Origin of the sequence: Halosimplex carlsbadense 2-9-1 (genome assembly GCF_000337455.1) — an archaeon.
Classification (GTDB): Archaea; Halobacteriota; Halobacteria; order Halobacteriales; family Haloarculaceae; genus Halosimplex; species Halosimplex carlsbadense.
In genome coordinates this window covers 71643-92534 of the sequence record NZ_AOIU01000009.1, presented here as the reverse complement: position 1 = coordinate 92534, position 20892 = coordinate 71643, and the positions used below count along the sequence as shown (strand labels likewise).

Annotated in this window: 21 protein-coding genes; 6 read left to right on the top strand and 15 right to left on the bottom strand. The window is 70.1% G+C overall.

All coding sequences use genetic code 11. The features are described from left to right. Positions 1-12: 12 nt before the first annotated feature. From C475_RS04435 to C475_RS04420, 4 genes are all read right to left on the bottom strand, one after another. Positions 13-1293, bottom strand: coding sequence for a S8 family serine peptidase (locus C475_RS04435; protein WP_006882574.1), 1281 nt, complete (start codon positions 1291-1293; stop codon positions 13-15). Positions 1294-1498: 205 nt separating this feature from the next. Beyond that, on the bottom strand, positions 1499-3490 hold the full coding sequence (gene thrS / locus C475_RS04430; RefSeq protein WP_049930058.1) for a threonine--tRNA ligase: 1992 nt from the start codon (positions 3488-3490) through the stop codon (positions 1499-1501). 303 nt (positions 3491-3793) lie between these two features. Continuing rightward, positions 3794-4411 (bottom strand): methyltransferase domain-containing protein, encoded by a 618-nt coding sequence (locus C475_RS04425; protein WP_006882572.1) that lies wholly within the window; start codon positions 4409-4411, stop codon positions 3794-3796. A 66-nt stretch (positions 4412-4477) separates the two neighbouring features. Beyond that, a complete protein-coding gene (locus tag C475_RS04420) occupies positions 4478-4915 on the bottom strand; it encodes a hypothetical protein (protein WP_006882571.1) in 438 nt (145 codons plus the stop codon). A gap of 79 nt (positions 4916-4994) precedes the next feature. Between C475_RS04420 and C475_RS04415 the strand changes: the two genes are divergently transcribed. Beyond that, entirely contained in the window at positions 4995-5660 is a 666-nt protein-coding gene (locus C475_RS04415) for an HAD family hydrolase (protein WP_006882570.1), read from the top strand. After that, the gene (locus C475_RS04410) at positions 5657-6697 is read left to right on the top strand and encodes a phosphotransferase family protein (protein WP_006882569.1); all 1041 of its coding nucleotides are present in this window, start codon (positions 5657-5659) and stop codon (positions 6695-6697) included. The genes C475_RS04415 and C475_RS04410 overlap by 4 nt, the downstream gene beginning before the upstream one ends. A 12-nt stretch (positions 6698-6709) precedes the next feature. Here the strand turns inward: C475_RS04410 and pyrE are convergent, their stop codons facing one another. Further along, positions 6710-7267 (bottom strand): orotate phosphoribosyltransferase, encoded by a 558-nt coding sequence (gene pyrE, locus C475_RS04405; RefSeq protein ID WP_006882568.1) that lies wholly within the window; start codon positions 7265-7267, stop codon positions 6710-6712. A gap of 171 nt (positions 7268-7438) precedes the next feature. Here pyrE and glmM point away from each other — a divergent pair, with 171 nt between their 5' ends. Continuing rightward, a complete protein-coding gene (glmM, locus tag C475_RS04400) occupies positions 7439-8815 on the top strand; it encodes a phosphoglucosamine mutase (protein WP_006882567.1) in 1377 nt (458 codons plus the stop codon). Positions 8816-8927: 112 nt separating this feature from the next. Here glmM and C475_RS04395 read toward each other — a convergent pair whose 3' ends face one another. Next, complete coding sequence (locus tag C475_RS04395; protein WP_006882566.1) at positions 8928-9434, bottom strand: DUF7858 family protein; 507 nt, start codon at positions 9432-9434, stop codon at positions 8928-8930. A gap of 134 nt (positions 9435-9568) precedes the next feature. Between C475_RS04395 and C475_RS04390 the strand changes: the two genes are divergently transcribed. The 3 genes from C475_RS04390 to C475_RS04380 all read left to right on the top strand — a co-directional run bounded on the left by C475_RS04390 (position 9569) and on the right by C475_RS04380 (position 12175). After that, the gene (locus C475_RS04390) at positions 9569-10609 is read left to right on the top strand and encodes a Gfo/Idh/MocA family protein (RefSeq protein ID WP_006882565.1); all 1041 of its coding nucleotides are present in this window, start codon (positions 9569-9571) and stop codon (positions 10607-10609) included. A gap of 156 nt (positions 10610-10765) precedes the next feature. Further along, positions 10766-11167, top strand: coding sequence for a hypothetical protein (locus C475_RS04385; protein WP_006882564.1), 402 nt, complete (start codon positions 10766-10768; stop codon positions 11165-11167). A 141-nt stretch (positions 11168-11308) separates the two neighbouring features. Further along, on the top strand, positions 11309-12175 hold the full coding sequence (locus C475_RS04380; protein WP_006882563.1) for a transcription initiation factor IIB: 867 nt from the start codon (positions 11309-11311) through the stop codon (positions 12173-12175). A gap of 140 nt (positions 12176-12315) precedes the next feature. On the opposite strand, the gene C475_RS04375 is transcribed toward C475_RS04380, so the two are convergent. The 9 genes from C475_RS04375 to C475_RS04335 form a co-directional block, all read right to left on the bottom strand. Further along, a complete protein-coding gene (locus C475_RS04375; RefSeq protein ID WP_006882562.1) occupies positions 12316-12996 on the bottom strand; it encodes a nucleotide-binding protein in 681 nt (226 codons plus the stop codon). Beyond that, positions 12993-13811 (bottom strand): DUF7857 domain-containing protein, encoded by an 819-nt coding sequence (locus tag C475_RS04370; RefSeq protein WP_006882561.1) that lies wholly within the window; start codon positions 13809-13811, stop codon positions 12993-12995. The genes C475_RS04375 and C475_RS04370 overlap by 4 nt, the downstream gene beginning before the upstream one ends. 91 nt (positions 13812-13902) lie before the next feature. Beyond that, positions 13903-14778 (bottom strand): DUF7856 family protein, encoded by an 876-nt coding sequence (locus C475_RS04365; protein ID WP_006882560.1) that lies wholly within the window; start codon positions 14776-14778, stop codon positions 13903-13905. Then, a complete protein-coding gene (locus tag C475_RS04360) occupies positions 14775-15113 on the bottom strand; it encodes a DUF7855 family protein (protein WP_049930050.1) in 339 nt (112 codons plus the stop codon). Before C475_RS04360 ends, C475_RS04365 begins: the two co-directional genes overlap by 4 nt. 67 nt (positions 15114-15180) lie before the next feature. Then, positions 15181-15762 carry a DUF7504 family protein gene (locus tag C475_RS04355; protein WP_006882558.1) on the bottom strand — a complete coding sequence of 194 codons (582 nt, stop codon included), beginning with the start codon at positions 15760-15762 and terminating at the stop codon, positions 15181-15183. Positions 15763-15850: 88 nt separating this feature from the next. Continuing rightward, complete coding sequence (locus C475_RS04350) at positions 15851-16156, bottom strand: DUF7854 family protein (protein ID WP_006882557.1); 306 nt, start codon at positions 16154-16156, stop codon at positions 15851-15853. Between the two features lie 5 nt (positions 16157-16161). Further along, positions 16162-18258 carry a minichromosome maintenance protein MCM gene (locus C475_RS04345; RefSeq protein ID WP_006882556.1) on the bottom strand — a complete coding sequence of 699 codons (2097 nt, stop codon included), beginning with the start codon at positions 18256-18258 and terminating at the stop codon, positions 16162-16164. 174 nt (positions 18259-18432) lie between these two features. Next, entirely contained in the window at positions 18433-18978 is a 546-nt protein-coding gene (locus tag C475_RS04340; protein WP_006882555.1) for a hypothetical protein, read from the bottom strand. Between the two features lie 483 nt (positions 18979-19461). Beyond that, complete coding sequence (locus C475_RS04335; protein ID WP_082223241.1) at positions 19462-20742, bottom strand: RNA-guided endonuclease InsQ/TnpB family protein; 1281 nt, start codon at positions 20740-20742, stop codon at positions 19462-19464. Between the last annotated feature and the right edge of the window lie 150 nt (positions 20743-20892).

The following is a 20892-nucleotide window of genomic DNA, read 5'->3' as shown; positions in this document are numbered from 1 at the left end:
CCGGTCGGTCGCTCATCCCGTCGCGTTGGCGGGCAGGTCGACGGCGCGTCCGGGGACGACCAGTCCGTTGCCGGCGACGGCGTCGGTGCCGTTCGGGCCCACGTCGAGCGCCGCCCGTTCGAGGCGCAACTCGACTTGCCGGGGCGACCGGTCGGGCTCGGCGCCGAGGGCGAGGGCGGCGAGCCCGCCGACGTAGGGCGTCGCGGCGGAGGAGCCGACCAGCGGCTCGTCGTAGCCCCCGACTTCGTGGCGGGCGGGCGCGACCACGTCGACGCCGAGGCGGCCGTCAGCGGTGGGGCCCCTGGAGCTGAACGGTTCGACGCGGTCGGCCGCGGGGTCGTAGGCGCCGACGCCGATCACGCCGCGGCCGGTCGCCGGCGCGGCGACGCTCCCCTCGGGCCGGGTGCGCTGGAACCGGTGGGTGGGCGAGGAGAGGCGGACCCGCGCGCCGGTGGCGTTCTCCGGCCCGCGGACGACGACGTAGTAGGTGCCGCCCCGGAGGCGGGCGTTGATCCGGGCGTTAGGGACGCCGTCGCCCGGGAACGGTTCCGAGCGGGCGACCAGGCTGCGCTCCCCGTCGTCGATCCGGTAGAGTTCGGCGACGTAGGTCTCGTTGGCGTGGGCGCCGTCCCAGCCGAGCCAGATCCGCGTCTCGCTGCCGCGGCCGGCGAGGTAGTTGCGCGTCGCGTCGCCGAAGCGCAGGCGGCCGTCGTCGGGGTCGTCGTAGCGGCCGGCCCAGTGGCCGCGGGCGAGGTTGCCGGTCGGCGCGACGAAGACGACGCCCTCGCGGCGCGCCCACTCGCCGAGTCGGGCGACCGTCGAGGTGCCGTCGCCGGGACGGCCGTAGAATGACACCGGGGCGACGATCACGTCCACGTCGGCGGTGACGAGCCACGTCACCGCCCGGCGGAAGCCCTCCGTGTCGTCGAACGTCGCGAGCCGCAGGTCCGCGTCGGGCGCGGTCCGCGCGACGACGGCGGCGGTCGCGGTGCCGTGGCGGTTGCGGCCGCCGTTCGCCACGGTCGCGCCGTCACCGAACGCGCGGCTCTCGGCGACGCGGTCGGCGATCGCCGGGTGACCGGTGTCGAAGCCGGTGACGCCGACGACGCCGACGGTGACATTCCCGCCGGTGACGCCGGCGTCGTGGAGGCGCTGGAGGCCGCCGTCGGTCGCCTCGGGCTGCTGGGCGTCGGCGGGCGCGCCGGGGACCGACAGCGCGAGCGCGCCGATCGCGGCCAGCACACAGCAGAGGGCGAGGGCGACGACCCCCAGCGCGCGGATTCGGGAGGGCATGCGGGGGACTAGCGACCGATCGTGGCGCCACGATCAAAACGATACCGGTGTTCGGCCGTCTCACCGTCGCTGTCGACCGCTCCTCGCGGTTCGTCACTCGCCGTCGAGCAGGTCAGCGAGGGCGGTCCGGTCGCTCGCCTCCGAGGTGTTGGGAGCGACAGAAAAGCGTGCGGTGCGGGCGACCCGGGGGGCCCGGTCGACCGGGCTACTCGTCGAGGAAGTCCGGTTCGAGCCGTTTCTCGTCGCGTTCGGTCCGGAGGTGTGCGAGGAAGTCCTCGGGGTCGACGTCGCGGGTCTCGCGCTCGGCGCGGTCGCGTACGGAGACGGTGCCGGACTCCTCCTCGTCGGGGCCGACGATGAGCATGTACGGGACGTTCTCGTCGTGGGCGGCGCGGATCCGCCGCTGGAGCGTGTCGTCGCCGTCGGCGACCGTCGCGCGGAAGCCGCTCTCCTCGAAGTCGTTGCGCAGGCGGTGGGCGTAGCCGAGGGTGTCCTCGTTGACCGGGAGGACGCGGACCTGCTCGGGCGCGAGCCACAGCGGGAAGCGGCCGGCGAAGTGTTCGATCATGACGGCCATGAACCGCTCGAACGTGCCCAGCAGCGCGCGGTGGATCATGACCGGCGTGTGCTCCTCGTTGTCCTCGCCGACGTAGACCAGGTCGAACCGGTCGGGCTGGACGAAGTCCAGTTGCACGGTGCCGACGGTCCACTCGCGACCGATGGCGTCCTCGGCGTCGGCGGCGATCTTCGGGCCGTAGAAGGCGCCCTCGCCGGCTTCGACCTCGTAGCCCTCGCCCAGCGCGTCGAGCGAACTCCGCAGGTCGCTCTCGGCGCGCTCCCAGAGGGCGTCGTCGCCGAAGGAGTCGTCGGGCTGGGTCTCGAGCTTGAACGTCACGTCGAGGCCGAAGTCGGCGAGCACCTCGTCGATGACTTCGAGCGTGCGGGTGACCTCGCCCTGGATCTGGTCGCGGGTGACGAAGGCGTGGCCGTCGTCCTGGGTGAACCCCCGCACCCGGAGCATCCCCGAGAGTTCGCCCGAGCGCTCGTTGCGGTAGCAGGTGCCGAACTCGCAGTAGCGTTTGGGCAGCTCGCGATAGGAGCGCCGTTCGCGCTGGTAGAGGTGGACGTGGTTGGCGCAGTTCATGGGCTTGAGACCGTACTCGTCGGCCTCGTCGCCCTCGGTGCGGGCGCTGGCCTGGTCCCAGTGGAACATCTCGTCCTCCTCGCAGAAGTGCTCGTAGTGGCCCGAGGTCTTCCAGAGGTCGACCTTGTTGAGTTCGGGCGTCCACACCTCCTCGTAGCCGAGTTCGTCGTTCTTCGCGCGGATGTAGTCCTCCAGTTCGCGGCGGATCGCCATCCCGTCGGGGTGGAAGTGGACGCAGCCCGGCGAGTGTTCGGGGATGGAAAAGAGGTTCATCTCGCGGCCGATGCGGCGGTGGTCCCGGCGCTCGGCCTCCTGCTTGCGCTCCCAGTAGTCCTCCAGGTCGGACTCGGAGCCGAAGGCGGTGCCGTAGACGCGGGTGAGCCGGGCCTCGTCCTCGTCGCCGCGCCAGTTGGTAGCGGCGATCTCACGGAGGTCGATAGCGCCGATCTCGCCCGTCGAGGCGACGTGCGGGCCGGCACAGAGGTCCGAGAAGTCGCCCTGGCTGTAGAAGGAGACGGTCTCGATGTCGTCGTCGGCGCCGCGGTCGCCCGCGGCGAGGTCCTCGAGGATCTCCTCCTTGTAGGTGTCGCCGGCGAGGCGTTCGCGGGCCTCCTCGATCGAGACCTCCTCGCGTTCGATGGGCAGGTCCTCGTCGACGATGGACTGCATCTCCGCGACCAGCTCGTCGAAGTCGCCCTCGTCGACGTCGATCCCGTCGAAGTCGTAGTAAAAGCCCTCCTCGGTGGGCGGGCCGGTGGCGAGCTTGGCGTCGGGGAACTCCCGGAGGATCGCCTGGGCGAGGACGTGGGCGGCGGAGTGGCGCATCACCTGCAGGTACTCGTCGGCCGAGGGGGTGACGATCTCGATCCGTGCGCCGTCGTAGACCGGCTCCTCCTTGGCGACGAGTTCGCCGTCGAGCTTGCCGGCGACGGTGTCGGAGCCGAGCCCCGGACCGATCTCGTAGGCCACGTCTTCGACTGTGGCGCCCGACGGAACGTCGAGCGTGCTTCCATCGGGCAGTTCCACCGTGACTGAGGATTCCTGCTGTGACATGTCATCTGCCTCCACTGCGCCACGCGCCGCTGTCGGGCAGCGAGCGACGAGCGCGAGAACATGGCAGTGACTGGTTATGGGGCGCGGGGCCCGCGTGTAAAGCAGTCACCTGCCATCTTGCTCTCCGCTAACGCGCTTTCGGATAAAAGCGTTGTGACGTGTGCCGGCCGCCGGTTCCCGTGTGAGCTATTAACAGGCACGGTGCGGCCCGATACCGCCGTCGACGGTTCGGTGAATATCGCGGGAATCGAAACCGCCCGGCCGGTGGGTCGTCCGCGCTCCTTCGTCCGGCACCCCTGTCCGCTATCGCCCCTCGGCGCGTTCGGCCACGACCGCGTAGAACGGGTCCTCGCCTGGTCGGTCGCGGACCGTCTCGACGACCCGCAGGCCGGCGGCCCGGCAGTACTCGGCGACGAGGTCGGCCCGCCCGTCCATCGTCGCGGCGCGCCAGGCCCGGACCGCCTTCGTCGGGAACATCCGGTTGGTGAACGAGACCACGACGACGCCCTCGGGGGCGAGGACGCGTGCGAACTCCCGGAAGACGGCCGCGGGGTGCTGCAGGTACTGGGCCGACAGCGCACAGCAGACGGCGTCGAACGCGTCGTCGGCCAGCGGGAGCGACTGGGAGCGATTGAAGTCTTGCACGAACGACTCGTCGGCGCGGTCGTTGCGCTCCAGTTCCGCGGCGTTGAGCCCGTGGACGATCACGCGGTCGTAGTCGTCGTCGGGCAGGTGCGACACCCAGCTTCCCATCGCGTCGAACACCCGGTCGCCGGGTTCGAGGACCGACGCGTACAGCTCGGTCAGCCGCGCCAGAAACGCGTCGTCCGCGTGCGTGACCAGGCGCGGGCTGTCGTAGAACGCGCCGTCGTCGCCGTCGTCGAGTTTCGCGCGGTCGCGGTCGTCGAGGACCGACTCCATGTCCAGGCTCGGGACCGACGAGCAAAGAACCGCTCGGCGCTCACCGTCGCGTCGCCGCCGGCGCCGTCACTCCCGGTGGCCCTGGCGCGCGAGGTCGTGGGCGCGGGCGTTGCGCGAGCGGTCGACCGCCCGATAGGTGACGACGGGCACGTCGGCCAGCAGGTCGCGGACCTCGCGGACGCGGCGCCGTCCCACGGGGTCGGTCGGCTCGGCGGGGTGGGCGGGGTCGGTCGCACGGAGCGCGGCGTCGGCGTCGCCGTGGAGGTGTAGCGAACTCACGCGGTCGAACCGGTCGGCGACGGCCCGGGCCGTCTCGACGAGCGCGCGGTGTTCCAGCGCCGCGCTGGAGACGAACGCGTCGACCGCCAGCGACCGCTCGACGTACGTCTCGACGCCGTCCTCGACGAGGAAGCCGACCGCGGCAGAGACGGGCGTGGCGTTGTCCGGCCCGTAGTGGACGCTCGCGTCGAAGTACGCGAGCAGCGAGGGCGGGGCCGTCGTCATGTCACCGACTCGGGCGCCGACCGACTCGAACGTGCCGGTCGGTCCGCGGGTTTATCCCCGTCGGGGCTAACTCGCGGGTGTGACACGGTTCGACGCGGTCCTGTTCGACCTCGACGGGACGCTCTGCCGGCGGACCCAGGACACCGACGCGGTGTTCGCGGCGGCGTTCGACCGCGCCGGTCTGGCGCCGTTCGGTGAGCCCGACGAGCTGTGGGCGGCACTGGACGGCCCGCCGGACCCCGACGACCGCGTGGGCTATCTCGGCGCCGGGTTCGCTCGCCTGGCCGCCCAGCACGGCTGCGACGCCGATCCGCTGGCGCTCGCCGAGGCGTTCGTCGACGGCGTGGACGACACCCAGGTCGAACTGACGCCGGGCGCCGACCGAGCCCTCGACGCCGCGGCCGCCGCCGGCGCGACGGCGCTGCTGACCAACGGTCCCGCCGACCGCCAGGCGGCGAAAGTCGCCGCGCTCGGCCTCGCCGAGCGCGTGGACGCGGTCGTCTACGCCGGCGACCACCCCCGGCGCAAGCCACACGCCGCGCCCTTCGAGCGGACGCTCGCGGCCCTCGACGTGCCCGCCGACCGGGCGCTGTACGTCGGCGACTCGCTGACCTACGACGTGGCCGGCGCCCACACCGCCGGGCTGGCCGCCGCGTGGCTCGCCCCCGACGGCGCCGACCCCGCCCCCTACGACCCCGAGTTCGTCCTCGGCTCGCTGGCCGACCTCCCGGAGGTGCTGGCGTGACCGCGCTCGGCGGCGCCTTCGGCTCGACGGCGACTCGCGACGCCGCTCGCGCGGCGCTGGCCGCCGCCCGCCCTCACGCGACGCCCACCGACTGGCGGCCGCTCGGGCGGGGCAACCGCAAGGAGACGGCGCTGGTGACCCTCGCCGACGGCGACCGCGTCGTCGTCCAGGCGGCCGCCGACCCGGCGGCCGTCCGCTCCGAACGGGCGCTCCTCGACGCCGTCGGCGAGCGCACGTCGGTTCCGGTCCCGACCGCCCTGGGGGCCGAGCGGGTCGGCGACGCGGCGGCGCTGGTGACCGAACACGTCGACGGTCGTGACCTCCACGAGCGGTTCGCCGGTCTCGACCGGTCGACCCAGCGCGCCCTCGCTCGCGCGTTCGGCCGCTCGCTCGCCGAGCTGCACGGGGCGTTCCGGTTCGAACGGTACGGGTCCGTCGCCGCGGCGGAGGGGTCGGACGCCGGCCCGGCGGAGTCGGCCCTCGAACTCGCCGCGAGGGCGGGCGGCGGCGACGACCTGCCCGAAACCGACGGCACCGACTGGGGTGCGTGGCTCGGCGCGTACGGGCGGACGGGCCTCGCGCGGCTCCCGGCGGCGTTCGACGACCTGCGCGGGGACCTGGCGGCACTGTTCGACGATCCGGATATCGAGTTCGCACCGCCGGCGCGGCTGTTTCCGTGGGACTTCCGCCCGGGGAACGCACTGGTCGCCGACGGCGAACTGGCCGCGGTCCTCGACTGGGAGTCGCCGCTCGCCGCGGCGCCGGCGCTGTCGCTCGCGAAGGCCGAGTACCTCGTCGCCGACTGGTACGTCGAAGATCCAGACGCCCTCCGAGACGCGTTCCGGGCGGGCTACGACTCGGTCCGCCAGCGTCCGGCGGTCGAGCCGGTCCATCGAGCGGCCGCTATCTGTCGGACCGCAGTCGATTCGAACGGCGTCGTGACCAACCCCGGCTACCCGGAGCTCGGTCGGGAACAGTCGGTGTCGTTCCACCGGCGTGCGCTCGAACGCGCCCTGGCCGGGTCGGCCGTCGAGTGAACCGCGACAGGGTCAGGCGGCGTCGATATCCTCGGGGGCGTCGTCGAGCAGGTCCGAGGCCGTCACGAGCGACTCCAGTTGAAGGTCGTGTTCGGCGAGGTTCTCGGCGGCGCCCTCCTCGCGGTCGACGACGACGACCACGCGATCCACGACGGCGCCGGCCTCTCGCAGCGCCTCGGCGGCGTCGATAGCGCTCTGGCCGGTCGTCGCGATATCTTCGAGGACGACGACCTCTTCGCCCTCTGCGAGGTCACCCTCCACGAGGTTCGCCGTGCCGTACTCCTTTTGCTGCTTGCGGACGATGACGTAGGGAGTGCCCGACGCGACGCTGGTGACCGCGACCAGCGGGACAGCGCCCAGCGCGACGCCGGCGAGCTTGGTGTCGCCGTCGGTCGTGCGCGCGAGGTGGTCGGCGAACGCCTCGCCGATGCGTTCGAGGCAGTCGGGGTCGGTCTCGAAGAGGTACTTGTCGACGTAGTAGCTCGAGGTGCCGCCGTGGGAGAGCTCGAACTCGCCGAACTTCACCGCGTCGGCCGCACGGAGCGCGTCGATGAGTCCCTGGGTGTCCATACCCCCACGGTCGGCGGCCCGGCGTTTATCCGGTTCGATACGCGCCGGCAGTGGGGGTCGGGCCCGCGCTCTCGCTGGGTCGCGACGACGAGTCGCGCCCGGGCAACGGTACCCGGCGTCGGTCGTCGCGCTCCGGAACCACTATGCGGCCGGACCGCCGACTAGTGCCCAATGAGGGTCTTCGGGTCCAGCGGCGTGCGCGGCGTGGTCAACGACGACCTCACGCCGGGCGACGCCACGGACGTCGCGGCCGCGGCGGGGACCGTCTGGGCGGCGGGGGGCGTCGACCGCGTGGCCGTCGGGCGAGACACCCGCCGAACCGGCCCGATGCTCGTCGACTCCGTCGCCAGCGGCCTCGCCAGCGTCGGCGTCTCCGTCGACCGCCTCGGCGTCGTCCCCACGCCCGGCCTCCAGGCCTACGCCGAACGGGAGGCCGCCCCCGGTCTGATGGTCACCGCCTCGCACAACCCGCCCGAGTACAACGGGATCAAGCTCGTCGGGGCCGACGGCGTCGAACTCCCGCGCGAGCGCCTCGAAGCCATCGAGTCACGGCTGCTCGACGAGACGCCCCACCGCGTCGGCTGGGACCGGACCGGGACCAGCCGACGCGTCGACGGCGCCGGCCGCGCCTACGTGGACGAACTGCTCGCCGCCGTCGACCGCGAGGCCGTCGCCGACGCCGACCTGACCGTCGTCGTCGACCCCGGCCACGGCGCCGGCGCGGTCACCAGTCCCGGCTTCTTCCGGCAGCTGGGCTGTCGCGTCAAGACGATTCACGCCCAGCCCGACGGCCACTTCCCCGGTCGCGACCCCGAGCCCGTCGAGGGGAACCTCGGCGACCTGCGGCGGTTCGTCCGGGCCACCGACGCGGACCTGGGCGTCGCTCACGACGGCGATGCCGACCGCGCCATCTTCGTCGACGAACGGGGCGACCACGTCGAGGGCGGCGCCGCCCTCGCCGCGCTCGCCGCCGACGCCCTGGGCGAGGGCGACACCGTCGTCTCCGCGGTCAACGCCTCCCAGCGCCTCGTCGACGTGGTCACGGCGGCCGGCGCGGATCTCTCCCTGACGCCCATCGGGTCGACGTACATCGTCTCGCGCATCCGCGACCTGCTGGCGACCGGCGAGTCGGTTCCGGTCGCCGGCGAGGGCAACGGCGGCATCCTCTTTCCCGACTACCGGATCGCCCGCGACGGCGCCTACACCGCCGCGCGCTTCCTCGAACTGCTGGCTCGTCGCGGCGAGTCCGCCAGCGCCCTCGCCGCGCGCTACGACGACTACGTGAACGTCCGCCGCGACGTGGCCTACGACAGCGAGCGCCAGCGCGAGGCCATGCTCGAGGCCATCGAACGCGCCGCCGAGGAATCAGCCGCCGAACTCGACACCACCGACGGCTACCGCCTCGACTACGGCGACGGCTGGGCGCTCGCCCGCCCCTCTGGCACCGAGCCCGTCGTCCGCGTCTACGCCGAGGCCCGCTCGGCCGACCGCGCCGCCGACCTCGCCGACCGCCTCCACGACGCCGTCTCCGGTATCCGCGTCGATTGATTGCGGGGTACCCCCCTGTTTCGTGTCGAACGGCGAGACGCAGCCGTGTCTGGCGGGGGCCTGTGCTGTCTGTGTGGTGCGAAGCGCGGTCGGAGCGACCCGAAGCCGCGACTCAGAAATCCATCTCGCCGGGGCCGTCCATCGTCTCGCCGAGGGCCTCGCGCTTGTCCACGTCGTCGACCGACAGCGCCCCTTCGACGGCCGCCATCGCGCCGTCGATGGGGTCGTGGGTCTCGACGAAGGCGGCGAGGGCGAACTCCTGGTCCGACACGCCGGCGAGTTCGACGGCCTCGGTGCGCGGGAGTTCGCCGGCGAGCCAGTCGGCGACGATCTCCCGACCCATCGGGCCGACGGGCGAGACGTGCTCGCCGAACAGATGGAGCGCTTTCGCGCCGTCGGTCGGCGGGATGCCGGCGACGCGGGCGGCGGCGCCGACGCGCTTGCCGGCGGCGTAGGCGTCGACGAGCGTCGCCGCTTCGGCGGGCGAACAGGGCAGTTCCTCGGCGAAGGGCGTCAGGCGGTCGGCCAGCGGGTCGTCGGTGCGGTCGACGGTCGCGACGCCGCCGTCGCGCTGCTCGTCGACCACCTCGATCCCCGCGGCGATGTCCGACAGCCCCATTGCCAGCGGCTTCGCCCGTCCCCCGTTTAATAGTTGGGGAACGAACACGACACTCGTCCGGACGGTCGACCGAAGCTGAAGCACGACTCTCCGGCGGCGGCGGATACTTACGGGTGGCCGCGCCCAGGGAGTGCATGGCTGACCCACTGCGATACGGGATCGTCGGCTGCGCGGGTATCGGCAACACGCACGCCGAAGCCGTCGCCGCGGTCGACGGCGCCGATCTCGTCGCCTGCGCGGATCTCGACCCCGACGCGGCGGCGGCGTTCGCCGACGACCACGACGTGGCCCACACCTTCGCGGACCCGGCGGCGATGGTCGACAAGGCCGACGTCGACGCCGCGAGCGTCTGCACGCCGAGCGGGACCCACGCCGACGTGACGAGCGACCTCGCCGAGGCGGGCGCGCACGTGCTCTGCGAGAAACCGCTGGACGTCACCGCCGAGCGCGTCGACCGGATGGTCGCGGCCTGCGAGGCGGCGGGCGTGACGCTGGCGGGCGTCTTCCAGCGGCGGTTCGACCCGGCGGTCCGCCGCGCCAAGCGGGCGGTCGAGGAGGGCGAGATCGGGCGGCCGGTGCTTGCCGACACCCACCTCAAGTGGTTCCGGCCCCAGGCGTACTACGATTCGGCGGGGTGGCGCGGCACCCGCGAGATGGACGGCGGCGCGTTCATGAACCAGGGGATCCACTCGCTGGACGCCCTGCAGTGGGTTATGGGCGGCGTCGAGTCCGTGCGGGCCGAAACGGGGACGCTCGCCCGCGAGCTGGAGTGCGAGGACACCGGGGCGATGGTACTGCGCTTCGAGAAGGGCGCTATCGGAACCGTCGCCGTCACGATGGCGACCAAGGGCGGCACGGACCGCACCGAGATCAACGGCACGGAGGGGTCCCTCGCACTCGCCGACGACGGGATCGAGGTCCGCGTCGGCACCGGCGAGGAGACGCTGTGGAGCGCCGAGACCGAATCGCGAGCGCCGGCACTCGGGAGCGCGCCACACCCGGCCGGCGCCGGCCACGAGGGCGTCGTCCGGGATTTCGTCGACGCGGTCCGCGAGGGTCGCGAACCCGAAGCCCCCGCCCGCGAGGCCCGCGTCGCCGTCGACATCGTACTGGCCGCCTACCGCTCCGCGGAGACCGGTGAGCGCGTCACCCTCGACGCGGTCCGAGGCGACTGACCGCGTTCGCGCCGACCTCGTATAGAAATTACAATTCGAAACATCATTTTCGCGCGTCCGCTCACATCAGCCACATCAGCGGCTGAAACGTGGTTTTTTATCGATTCTGATACTGCGAGGGATGGATTGAATACCGGGAATCCGAGTCTTTGGAGTATGCCGCGCCAGGTCGCAGCGGATACGGAGAAGTACACGATCGAGATCGACGAGGACATCGACGCGATCGTCCACACGTGGGACGAGTTCGCCGCCGGTCAGGAGTTCCGGGACGGCTGCAACGAGTTGCTCGACGTGGTCCGACGCAACGACAAATCGAAGATGATCATCGACACGAGCGGGATCCAGGCCCACGACGAGGCGGACAAGGAGTGGCTCCAGGAGGAGTGGATCCCCAAGGAGATCGAGGCCGGTATCGAGCACAGCGTCACCGTCACCTCCGACAGCGTCATCTCCGAGATGGAGATGGAGGAGTTCGTCGACCAGACCCAGGACCTGCCCTTTACCTACGTGATGGCCGGTGACATGGGCGAAGCGAGAGAGTGGATCGACGAGCAGTAGACGCGACTCACCGTCGCGGTCGGGCTGGCCCCGCCGCACGCATCACCTACCGGTAACCGGTCGGTGGATCGGCCGCGAGAGGGGTCGAAACCGGGGGTCACCGCACCGTTTATTAACCCCCTCGCGGGCGAAGCGTCGTGTATGAGCACGACAGTGACCGCGTGCCCCGAGTGCGAGGGACCGCTGCGAAGCGACGACAGCGAGACGGTCTGTGCCAGTTGCGGCCTGGTCGTCGCCGAAGACAACATCGACCACGGCCCGGAGTGGCGGTCGTTCGAGGACGACGAGACGAACCGCGAGCGCACGGGCGCGCCGCTGACCCGCTCGCGCCACGACCGGGGGCTCTCCACGGAGATCGGCCGCTCCACCCGCCTCAAGGGTCGCAAGCGCCGGCGGATGGCCCGCATGCGTCGCCAGCACAACCGGACGAAGATCGGCTCGAAGGCCGAGCGCAACCAGGTGTACGGCTTCACGGAGATCCGACGGCTCGTCAGTGCGCTCGGGCTATCGGACCACATCCGCGACCGCGCGTGCGTCCTCTTCGAGTCGGCCCAGGACGAGGACCTGCTGCGCGGGCGGTCGCTGGAGGGGTTCGCCGCCGCGACGGTGTACGCTACCTGCCGCACCGCCGAAGTCTCCCGCACCATCGACGAGGTCGTCGCCGACGCCCGCGCGTCGAAGGCCGAACTCTCGGCGGCCTACGACGCCCTCAATCGCGACCTCGGTCTCCCGACCGGACCGATCGACCCCGCGGAGTACCTCGCGCGGTTCGCGAGCGACCTCGACCTCCCGCAGGGCCTGGAAGGTCGCGCCCGCGAACTGGTCGAGCGGACTCGCGAACTGAACCACGTCGACGGCCGCAACCCCGCTGGCGTCGCCGCCGGCTGTCTCTACACCGCCGCCGACGAACGGTCGTATCCGCTCACCCAGGCCGAGGCCGCCGACGCCGCCGACGTGACGCCCGTCACCCTCCGGGCCACCTACCAGGCGCTGACCGACGGCGACTGACCGTCACCGCCTCCGCTGTCACGGGACTGTTTCGCCAAACGCGGCCGCCCCACTGACCGGAACGCTGTCTCACGCCGCCGAGCTGTCAAAACCCGCTCGTGAACTGTGCGACGATATGTGTGAACACGAGGGGACGACTTTCAGCTGACCGTTTTCCGGGTTCGACAGGCCCGCTCGACGGTATCGGCCAGATCGGCCAGCGCCTCGGCTGCCGGCGAGTCCGGCCGGTGGACCGCCACAGGGACGCCGGCGGCCTGTGCGTCTGCGAGCGCGGCCGACTCGGGCACCGTCGCGACGGCCCCGCCGAGTTCCCGGGCCACCAGCTCCGTCGGCGACGCCTCGCTCGCGCGGTTGAGGACAATCGCGGCCAGCCCCGCGTCGAGTTCGCGAGCGAGCGCGCGGGCCCGGAGCGCGTCGCCCAGTGCCGGCGGCGCGGGCTGAGTCACGAGGACGCAGGCCTCGGCGACGAGCAGGCCCAGCCCCACGTCGCCGCACATCCCGGCCGGACAGTCGACGACGACGCGACCGTACTCGTCGCGGACGGCCTCGACCGCCGCCACCAGCGCCGTCGGATCGCAGGCCCGCGCACCGGTCAGCGAGCGCCCGCAGGGCAACACTGCGACCGGCCCGCCCTCGCTGACGGCTTCGACCGCGTCGGCACGGCCGGCGAGCACGTCGTGCAGGTCCGGCCCCCGGTCAGTCGGCAGGTCCGCCATCGCCAGGTCCGCATCGACGACGACCGCATCCAGTTCCGACCCGAGGTTGTACGCCACCGTCGACTTGCCGACCCCGCCCTTCCCGCCGACGACCGCGAGGATCATGGCCCCCCACCGTCGACCCGCGTCCCGCGAGCGGCCGGTTCGTCCCCGCCGGCTCGTTCGCCGATTCGCCCTGCGGTCCGGCCGTCACGGTCCCCCTCGGCCGCGCGGGCAAGCAGCCCGTCGATCCGACTGCGAACCCGTCGTAGCGCTCGCCGGTCCGCCGCGACGGCCGCTCCGAGTCCCCCCTCGGCGGTCGCGCCGTCGCTCGTCCCCGCCGTTCGGACGGCGGCCGCGTCGAGCCGTTCGTCGACATCGCGGAGCCAGGATCGGACCGCACCCGGGACGACGAGTCGCTCCGGACCCGGTGCCCGGTCGGTCGACTGCAGTTCGTCCGCCGACTGGACGCCGTCGCTCACCGACGCGTCGTCGCCCGTTCGCGCGGCCTCGTCCGACCTCGACGCTGCCGCGGCGTTCGGTTCGGGAACCGGGACGCTATCCCGCGGGACGACTGGGTCGCCCAGATCGCGGACGACGCCGGCGGGCGTCGCCTCGACCGCGGGGGCCGGTCCCGACGCGGGGCCGTCGGCCGCGTTCCCGGATTCCGCCGCGGGCTCCGTCGAGACGACTTCCGCGGGCGGATCGGCCGGCCGGGCGGGCGTCGCGTAGCCGACGGTCAGTTGACCGTCGGCGGGGACCCGCCCCGCGAAGGCGTCGCCGTCCCAGCCGGCCGCCGGTTGCCCGCGCCGCCGCGGCGGCCACACCGGGCCGTCGAGGCGGTTCTCCACGCGCACCCGACAGGGACGGTCGGCCGCGACGACGAGCGAGACGAGCGTCACCCCGTCGCTCCGTTCGCAACTCCACTCGAGCGTGACCATGGCGGGCGCTGGTCGCCCACTCCGATATAAACTCACGGACGCTCGGGCGCCACCGGGGCCGATCCCGGGCACCGCTCGCGACCGACGGTACTCAGACCCGGATCACGGTGGCGTCGAGCCAGTCGGCGGCCGCGTCGGGGCTCTCGAACCGGTCACAGGCGAGCACGACCGGCGCCCGGAACGCGGCGACCCGGCCCACCGCCAGCGCCGCGGTGACCCCGTCGACCGCGAACGGGTCGTCGACAGTCTCGGGGCCGCCCGCCACCGCCGCGAGGGCGTCCTCGTACTCCCGGCGGGCCCGCTCGACCAGATGCGCACGGGCGCGCCGTTCGAGGTTCGCCCGCCGGTCTTCGAGGCGACGGCGTCGCTCGCGAGCGTCGCGGCTCTCGCGAGCGAGCCGTTCGGCGCGCTCGACGGCCTCCCGCGCGGCGGTCCGCTCGGTCTCGCGCTCGCTGAGTTCGCGGGTCGCCTCGGCCAGTTCGTCCTCCAGGTCGCCGACTTCTCGACCCGCCTCGCGGCCGGCCTGGACGCGTCCGCGAAGGGCCGCCACCCGCTCGCGGATCCGGTCGACGGCGTCGTCGGTCCCCGCCAGCCGCTCTCTGGGGGTGTCGAGGTCCGGCGGCGCCGGGACGGTCAGGTCGGCTAGCTCGTCGCGCACGTCGGCGAGCGCCTCGTCCTGTGGCGCCTCCCCGCCGCGCGACCGCGCCGCCGCCGCCAGCGCCGTCCGCACCCGAACGCACATCGACGGGCGCACGAGCCCGACGTGGTCGTGAACGGGCCGCGGCCGCGGACAGTCGACGACCGGTCCGCGGTCCCCGTCGCTTCCCGCGAAGCCCCCCGGCGGAGGCTCCTCGCGGACCGCGGCGGCGACCCGCTCCGGGTCGAGCCCTCCGTCGCGCAGGTCCACGGCTCGTCCGCTCGCAGTCTCGGCGTCCACTCGCACCGCGCGACCACCGTCTCCGCTCATAGGTCGGTATCGCGCATCGATCCCGGGTCGGGATAGTCGCTCCCCGCCGCGAACGTCGCGTAGGGCAGCGCCGGCCGCTCGCGGTCCTCGTAAGCCGCCGCGGCCTGCCTGATCGACTCGCCGACGGCCTCGTACTCGTTGAACGGCCGCGTCCGCTCGACCTGCACGTCGCCCCCGTGTTTCTCCCTGAGCCGCAGCGCCTGGAACGCCGCGAACTCCGTCTCGGCCAGCAGCGCTACCCGCCCGAACCGCCGGACAACGACCTCCTCGTGGGTCCGGCAGATGTTCCGGAGCGTCCCCCGCGCGGCCGTCGAATAGGCCACCACCAGCAACACGAGCGGCGATTGTACCGCCACCCGACATAAACGTATCGGACCAAAAGCACGACCGCGTGTCAGTACTCTACTGGAGGAGGTGTCGTTTGCGGGTCTCGGGGCCGTCCTCGCCGAATTCGACGACGGCGTCGAACAGCGAGGCGATGCTGTCGACGGTCGTGCGGTCGTGGGCGGTCGGGTCGATGTGGAAGTGCGCCCGCGCGTCGGCGGCGTACAGCTGGCCGGTGATCGCGTGGAGGAACTCGTAGGCGGTCTCCACGTCGACGTACTGCAGCATCGCCGTCAGCGAGTCGAAGCAGACGACCGGCGGCGTCTCCCAGCCCGAGAGCAACTCACCGATGGTGATCCCCAGCCCAGTCAGGTCGCTCGGCGAGGAGACGTGCTCGACGGTGACGCCGTCGGGCTGGTTCCCCGGCGACTCGCCGACGACGACGACCGCCCCGTTCGCCGGTCGTTCGTCGGTCTCGCCGACCCACTGGTCGACGCAGCCGGTCGCGTCGCTCCGAAAGGTCACCCACAGCGGGGTCGCGTCCGCCGGGCTCGACGGGATCAACAGGTCCGTACAGGCCTCGGCCTCGCCGCCGCTCATCGACGGCGCACACAGCAGGACGTTCCGGGCGTCGGCCAGTTCTGAGTGGAGGTCAGTCATCCCAGTGTCTGTTCACCCGACGTAGCCGCGGCGCGGTCAAAATCCTTCCGTTCCGGCACGTCCGGGTCGATCGTGGCGGCCTCGACCGCTAGTCTCGCTCGAATCGCTCGACCGCGAACGGACCCGGCCGGTCGACGAGCGCCCGGACTCGCTCGCGAGCCCCCTGTTTCGACCCCGCCAGCACGACCGTCCCGTCGACCGCCGAGTTCCCGCTTTCGCCCCCCGCCCCGTCGGTACTCTCCGCACGGTAGGCCGCCAGGTCACCTTCGAACTCCGTCGCGTACGTCCGCAGCGTCCCGCGGACTTCACGCTCCAACTCCGAGAGGGCCACCTCGCCGTCCTCGAACCGGCGGAGCGCGTCCTCGACGTTGCGCAGGGCGGAGATGCGGTCCATCCGTTTCAGGTCGTCCGGAGGTAGTCCGTCTGGGGCTCGTACACCTCGCCCTTCTGTTTGAGCTTCTCGATCTCGTGTTCCGCCTTCGTCTCGTCCATGCCGACCTCCTCGGCGCGGTCGATGACCACGTCGACCGGCGCGCCCTCGTCGTACTCCTCTTCGAGGTCGTTGATCAGCCCCTTGATGTTCTTGATGCGGTCGCGCTGGCTCTTGGAGGTGCCGGCTTCGATCATGTCGGCGTCGAGTTCGCCCGTCTCGGGGTCGACGCCGACGTCTTCCATGCACGAGCGGACGATCTTGATGACGCGCTCGGCGTCCCCGGCGGTCACCGTATCGGACAGCCGAACCCGCGCCGACGCCTCGGCCAGTCGGACGATCGCCTCCAGTTTCCGGGCGGTCACCGGGACGGCGGCGTCCTCGTCGGCCCCTTTGGTCCGCAAGTCGACGTAGAAGTCCTCGATCTCCTGGCGCGCCTCCTCGGTCATCGTCGGGTAGCAGTTGCGCTTTGCGTAGGCGATGTACTTGCGCAGGAGTTCGGGCTCGATCGTCGGCGCCACGTCGTCGGTGACGTTCTCGACCTCCTCGTCGCTGAAGTTCGACTTCGCCGACTCCACCCGGTGAGTGTGCAGTTCCCCCGCGTAGTTGGTCCGCAGGATGTGGTCCGCGAGGTTGCGGTCCTCGGCCTCGTTGGGCTGGTCCGTGACCGTGAAGATCAGGTCGAACCGCGAGATGAGCGCGGGTTCGAGGTCGATCTGCTCGCTGATCGGCTCGTACTGGTCGAAGCGACCGTACTTCGGGTTGGCCGCGCCGAGCAGCGAACACCGCGATTTCAGCGTCGCGTTGATCCCCGCCTTCGAGACGCTGATCTCCTGCTGTTCGAGCGCCTGGTGCATCGCCGACCGGTCGTCGGCGGCCATCTTGTCCAGTTCGTCGACCGCCGCGATACCCTGATCTGCGAGGACGAGCGCACCCGCTTCGAGCGTCCACTGCTGGCCGTCGCCGAAGTCGTCCCGGACCGCTGCGGCGGTGAGCCCGGCGGAGGACGACCCCTTCCCTGACGTGTAGACGGATCGGGGTGCGATATTTTGTATATAGGACAACATTTGAGATTTCCCCGTTCCAGGGTCTCCTATCAGCAACATATGGAGGTCTCCACGTATGCGAGATTCGTCAGGAAGGTGCTTGGTGACCCCCGAAAAGAGCTGGAGGATCATCGAGAGCTTCTCCTGCTCGTAGCCGTAGATGGAGCTGTCTCTTATACACATCTCNGATGTGTATAAGAGACAGCGGCTGGAGAGCTCGATGATCTCCTGTTTGTCCTCGTCGGTGATGTCCATCTCCTCGAACTGCTCGTCCTCGATCTGCACCGAGAACCCCTCCATATACACGTCGAACATGGGCGACTGGTCCTGGTCGCTGCCCTGCTGGTCGAGCTTGAGGACGCCCGAGACGCGGACGTGGTCCCCGGCCGTCACCTCGCCGGTGATGTCGTCCTCGATGTTCACGTCGATGCTCTGGGGCGTCTCGCCGCCGCGCAGCCCCTCGGGGGACTCCTGGACGCGGATCTTCTGGGCGTCGATGAACTCCGACTGGTCGAAGTTGATGCGGAACGGTCCCTGTCGCTCACAGCCCTGGCACTCGTGGGGTTCCTGGAAGTCCCCGGACTCCTGGGGGATCCGGGTGAGCGTCCCGCAGCGCTGGCACTCGAAGGCCGCCTGGGTGATCTTGGGCTTGACGTCGGTGGCCTTGCGGACGATGCCCTGGACGGAGATGAGCTGACCGCGGTGGTCGGCGCGGATATCCCGGATGTCGGTCGTCTCGGGGAGGTCACGGACGCGGACGTGGGCCTGCCCGAGTTTCACGTCGACGGGGAGGTCGTAGAGTCGCAGCGCCTCCTCGGCGTAGTCGCGCAGCTCCTCGGGATGGGAGCGCACGTCGTCGGCCAGGTCGGGGTCGAACCGGTAGATGTCGCCCCAGTCCAGATACAGCGACTTCTGCTCGGTCGGGTACTTCTGGGCGAGCTCGCCGATCTCGTTGCGGTAGTAGTCCCGATAGAGCTCCTCGAAGGAGTCTATCAGCTCGGTGTTTTCGGCGCGCGCCATTGGGTGAACCCAGCTTACCCTTCCCTCGGGTAAGAAGGTTCGCAAACCGGAGTGGAAGTGAACGGTCCGGCCGGCGGGAGTCCCGGGGTCGGGCGGTTCGACCCCGAAACGAGGGGGTGGGTTCGGTCAGGGTCCGCGGTGAAGGGCCTGCGAGCGACGGGGGGTCGCGGGCGCTTACCAGCTCACTTCGTAGGTACACCGGTCGGCGCCGTCGGTCCGACAGGCGCCGATCTCGCAGACGCAGACGAAGCCGTCGGCGTGGGCGACGGCCGCGCCCTCGACGATGCCGCGGTCGAACGCACAGGGGTACGGCGTCCGGCACTCGACCCGGCCGTCGTCCTCGCCGATCTGGCGGAAGTCGTACCCACCGACGTCACCGCCGCGGTGGCCCGCGCGATACACCTCGTCGAGCGCGACCAGCGCGTCGGGCACGCCCTCGATGTCGTCCGGGAACGGCACCGCTCGGGCGATGCGCTGGCCGAGCGCGTGGACCGCCTGGTCGCCGACGAGATCGTGGATAGCCGCCACGGCGTCGACGTAGCCCGCGAGCGAGTACCACTCCCCGGGCTCGGCGCCGGCGAGGTCGGCCTCTTCGAGCACGATCAGCGCCGACTCCCGCGAGTCGGCCGAGAACTTCTCCACGCCGGCGGCGACCGCCCGGACCCACTCCCCGGTCACCTCGATCTCCGTGACGGGTCGATCGCCCCGTGGGACACTCATACTTCTACGGAAGCTTTCCCAGGTAAAATGCACACGGCCAAACCAGTTAGGAGCGTGCCGACCGCCTGCCGATCCCGAAAAGAGAGATACTAGGGGTACGGTCGCCCTCGCTGTCCGCCCCGTGGCCGAGTGTCTCTCGGCCGTCTTCAGATTTCGCCTGGTACCGTATCAATCGCGTTCCTCAACATCGGGGGGATTGGTCGTCCGTCGGGCCGACCCGCGGTCGCTTCAGGCCGTGATAACACCCCGTCGCGCTTTCGCGCGTAAATCTACGATATCGAGACGGTGTCCGGTCAAGTGCAATCCACGGGCGAGGAGACGTGTCCGGACTGTTCGGTCGAACTCGTCCAGAACGGACCGAAGAAGTACTACTGCGTCAACTGGGGCTACTCGCGCAACGACAGGGTCTGAAATTTCGACGGACCCGTGATCCATCACTCATGACATCAGAAAGAGGATCGCCCAGATATCAGCTGCGCCACCTTACTTGCACGAAGCTGACGCTCGCTCACTTCGGTTCAGGTGGTGCTTGTCGGTGGACTCTACCTCGACCTCTTGCTCAGAGTACGAGACAAATCCTCGGTTCGGTTTCACCGTCCCCGACTTGAGGGCGAGCTGACTGTCACCCGTCCGCCGCGAATCGTGTAGCTCGCGACGGACAAGCCGCAAACCGATATTCTTCGCTGCATTGTAATCCGCATTTGCCGTCGTCCCGCATTTCTCGCACTCGAAGAAGGCGCGCTCTGTGCGATTCGAGTCACTCGTGTGCCCGCACTCACAGCACCGCTTGGAGGTATTGCGCGGGTCGACGTATTCGACCTCGATACCGATCTCAGCGGCTTTGTACTCGACATACTGGACCAGTTTCGCATGCATCCACTGGTGGAACTTCCGCTTGCTCGGCATCGAGTCTCGGATGTGGGTCAAATCCTCGAAAGCGATATGAGTGCAACCGTAGGCAACGGCTTGCGCAAGCAACCGGTTGGACACTCTATGAATGACATCTCGACTATGTCGTTCTTCGCGGTTACCCCGCTGGAGGATCGTTCGATGTGCAGACTCGGTACCTGTTTGCTGAAGATTGCCGCGTATACGCTCGAACTCACGGTGTTCGTGTATAAGTTCTTGACCTCCCTCGAAATGAGCGGTGCTAGTGACGGCAAGATTTTCGATACCGAGGTCAACCCCGAGAACTATCCTGTCCTCAGCGGGAGACCTCTCGGTATCGGGCTTCGGTTTTCGGAATCCGAGGTGGAGAAAATAGTCGTTGTCACGTGCAGTGAGTGTAGATTCGGCCAGTTCCCATTCATCGCTTTCGAGATACTGGTACTGGTATCCTTCTTCGTCATCGGGTAGTACCAGCTCACACCTCACCCGATCATCTGTAGTGGCGAGTGATACCGTATCGTCATCAAACAAGGTCATCGTGTTGGCGTCGTACCTCACTGTTGGCGCAGTGAACTCGGGTTTCGAATATGCGCGGCCCTGACTATCTCGCTCATCGACGCCTTTGATAGCTTGAGCGGCTTGGAAACAGGCGAGAATAGCGTGTTGGCTCCCGAGGGGAGTCCGGTTACGGATTTCGTCGTAGGCCAGAGACTGGAGCTCGTGCTTTTCGGATACACGGTGTCTCCAGCCGATATCCGTGGCGATATTCGCCCCGATTCGATATTCATCGATAGTTGCTTCAAGCCGTTCTGCTTGCTCTGAAGACACAGCCAGGCGCGTGATCGCGGTACGTCTCACGTAGTCGCCGCTCGCCACAAAGACAACGATGAATGATAGTTATTTAATATTTTGTGTGCTGTCGATGGGTTTGATCTCTCCGTCTACCGATGCAGTGCCCTCAGATCGATTCGCGTTCTAGTGTTGGGTAGAAAATCACGACAACCGTGGCCGACCTCCTCACTTCCT

What these genes read in the sequence shown, in the direction of transcription:
- C475_RS04435 (WP_006882574.1), bottom strand. Translation starts at nt 1,293, where the DNA reads ATGCCCTCCCGAATCCGCGCGCTGGGGGTCGTCGCCCTCGCCCTCTGC.
- thrS (WP_049930058.1), bottom strand. Translation starts at nt 3,490, where the DNA reads ATGTCACAGCAGGAATCCTCAGTCACGGTGGAACTGCCCGATGGAAGC.
- C475_RS04425 (WP_006882572.1), bottom strand. Translation starts at nt 4,411, where the DNA reads ATGGAGTCGGTCCTCGACGACCGCGACCGCGCGAAACTCGACGACGGC.
- C475_RS04420 (WP_006882571.1), bottom strand. Translation starts at nt 4,915, where the DNA reads ATGACGACGGCCCCGCCCTCGCTGCTCGCGTACTTCGACGCGAGCGTC.
- pyrE (WP_006882568.1), bottom strand. Translation starts at nt 7,267, where the DNA reads ATGGACACCCAGGGACTCATCGACGCGCTCCGTGCGGCCGACGCGGTG.
- glmM (WP_006882567.1), top strand. Translation starts at nt 7,439, where the DNA reads ATGAGGGTCTTCGGGTCCAGCGGCGTGCGCGGCGTGGTCAACGACGAC.
- C475_RS04395 (WP_006882566.1), bottom strand. Translation starts at nt 9,434, where the DNA reads ATGGGGCTGTCGGACATCGCCGCGGGGATCGAGGTGGTCGACGAGCAG.
- C475_RS04390 (WP_006882565.1), top strand. Translation starts at nt 9,569, where the DNA reads ATGGCTGACCCACTGCGATACGGGATCGTCGGCTGCGCGGGTATCGGC.
- C475_RS04385 (WP_006882564.1), top strand. Translation starts at nt 10,766, where the DNA reads ATGCCGCGCCAGGTCGCAGCGGATACGGAGAAGTACACGATCGAGATC.
- C475_RS04380 (WP_006882563.1), top strand. Translation starts at nt 11,309, where the DNA reads ATGAGCACGACAGTGACCGCGTGCCCCGAGTGCGAGGGACCGCTGCGA.
- C475_RS04375 (WP_006882562.1), bottom strand. Translation starts at nt 12,996, where the DNA reads ATGATCCTCGCGGTCGTCGGCGGGAAGGGCGGGGTCGGCAAGTCGACG.
- C475_RS04370 (WP_006882561.1), bottom strand. Translation starts at nt 13,811, where the DNA reads ATGGTCACGCTCGAGTGGAGTTGCGAACGGAGCGACGGGGTGACGCTC.
- C475_RS04365 (WP_006882560.1), bottom strand. Translation starts at nt 14,778, where the DNA reads ATGAGCGGAGACGGTGGTCGCGCGGTGCGAGTGGACGCCGAGACTGCG.
- C475_RS04355 (WP_006882558.1), bottom strand. Translation starts at nt 15,762, where the DNA reads ATGACTGACCTCCACTCAGAACTGGCCGACGCCCGGAACGTCCTGCTG.
- C475_RS04350 (WP_006882557.1), bottom strand. Translation starts at nt 16,156, where the DNA reads ATGGACCGCATCTCCGCCCTGCGCAACGTCGAGGACGCGCTCCGCCGG.
- C475_RS04340 (WP_006882555.1), bottom strand. Translation starts at nt 18,978, where the DNA reads ATGAGTGTCCCACGGGGCGATCGACCCGTCACGGAGATCGAGGTGACC.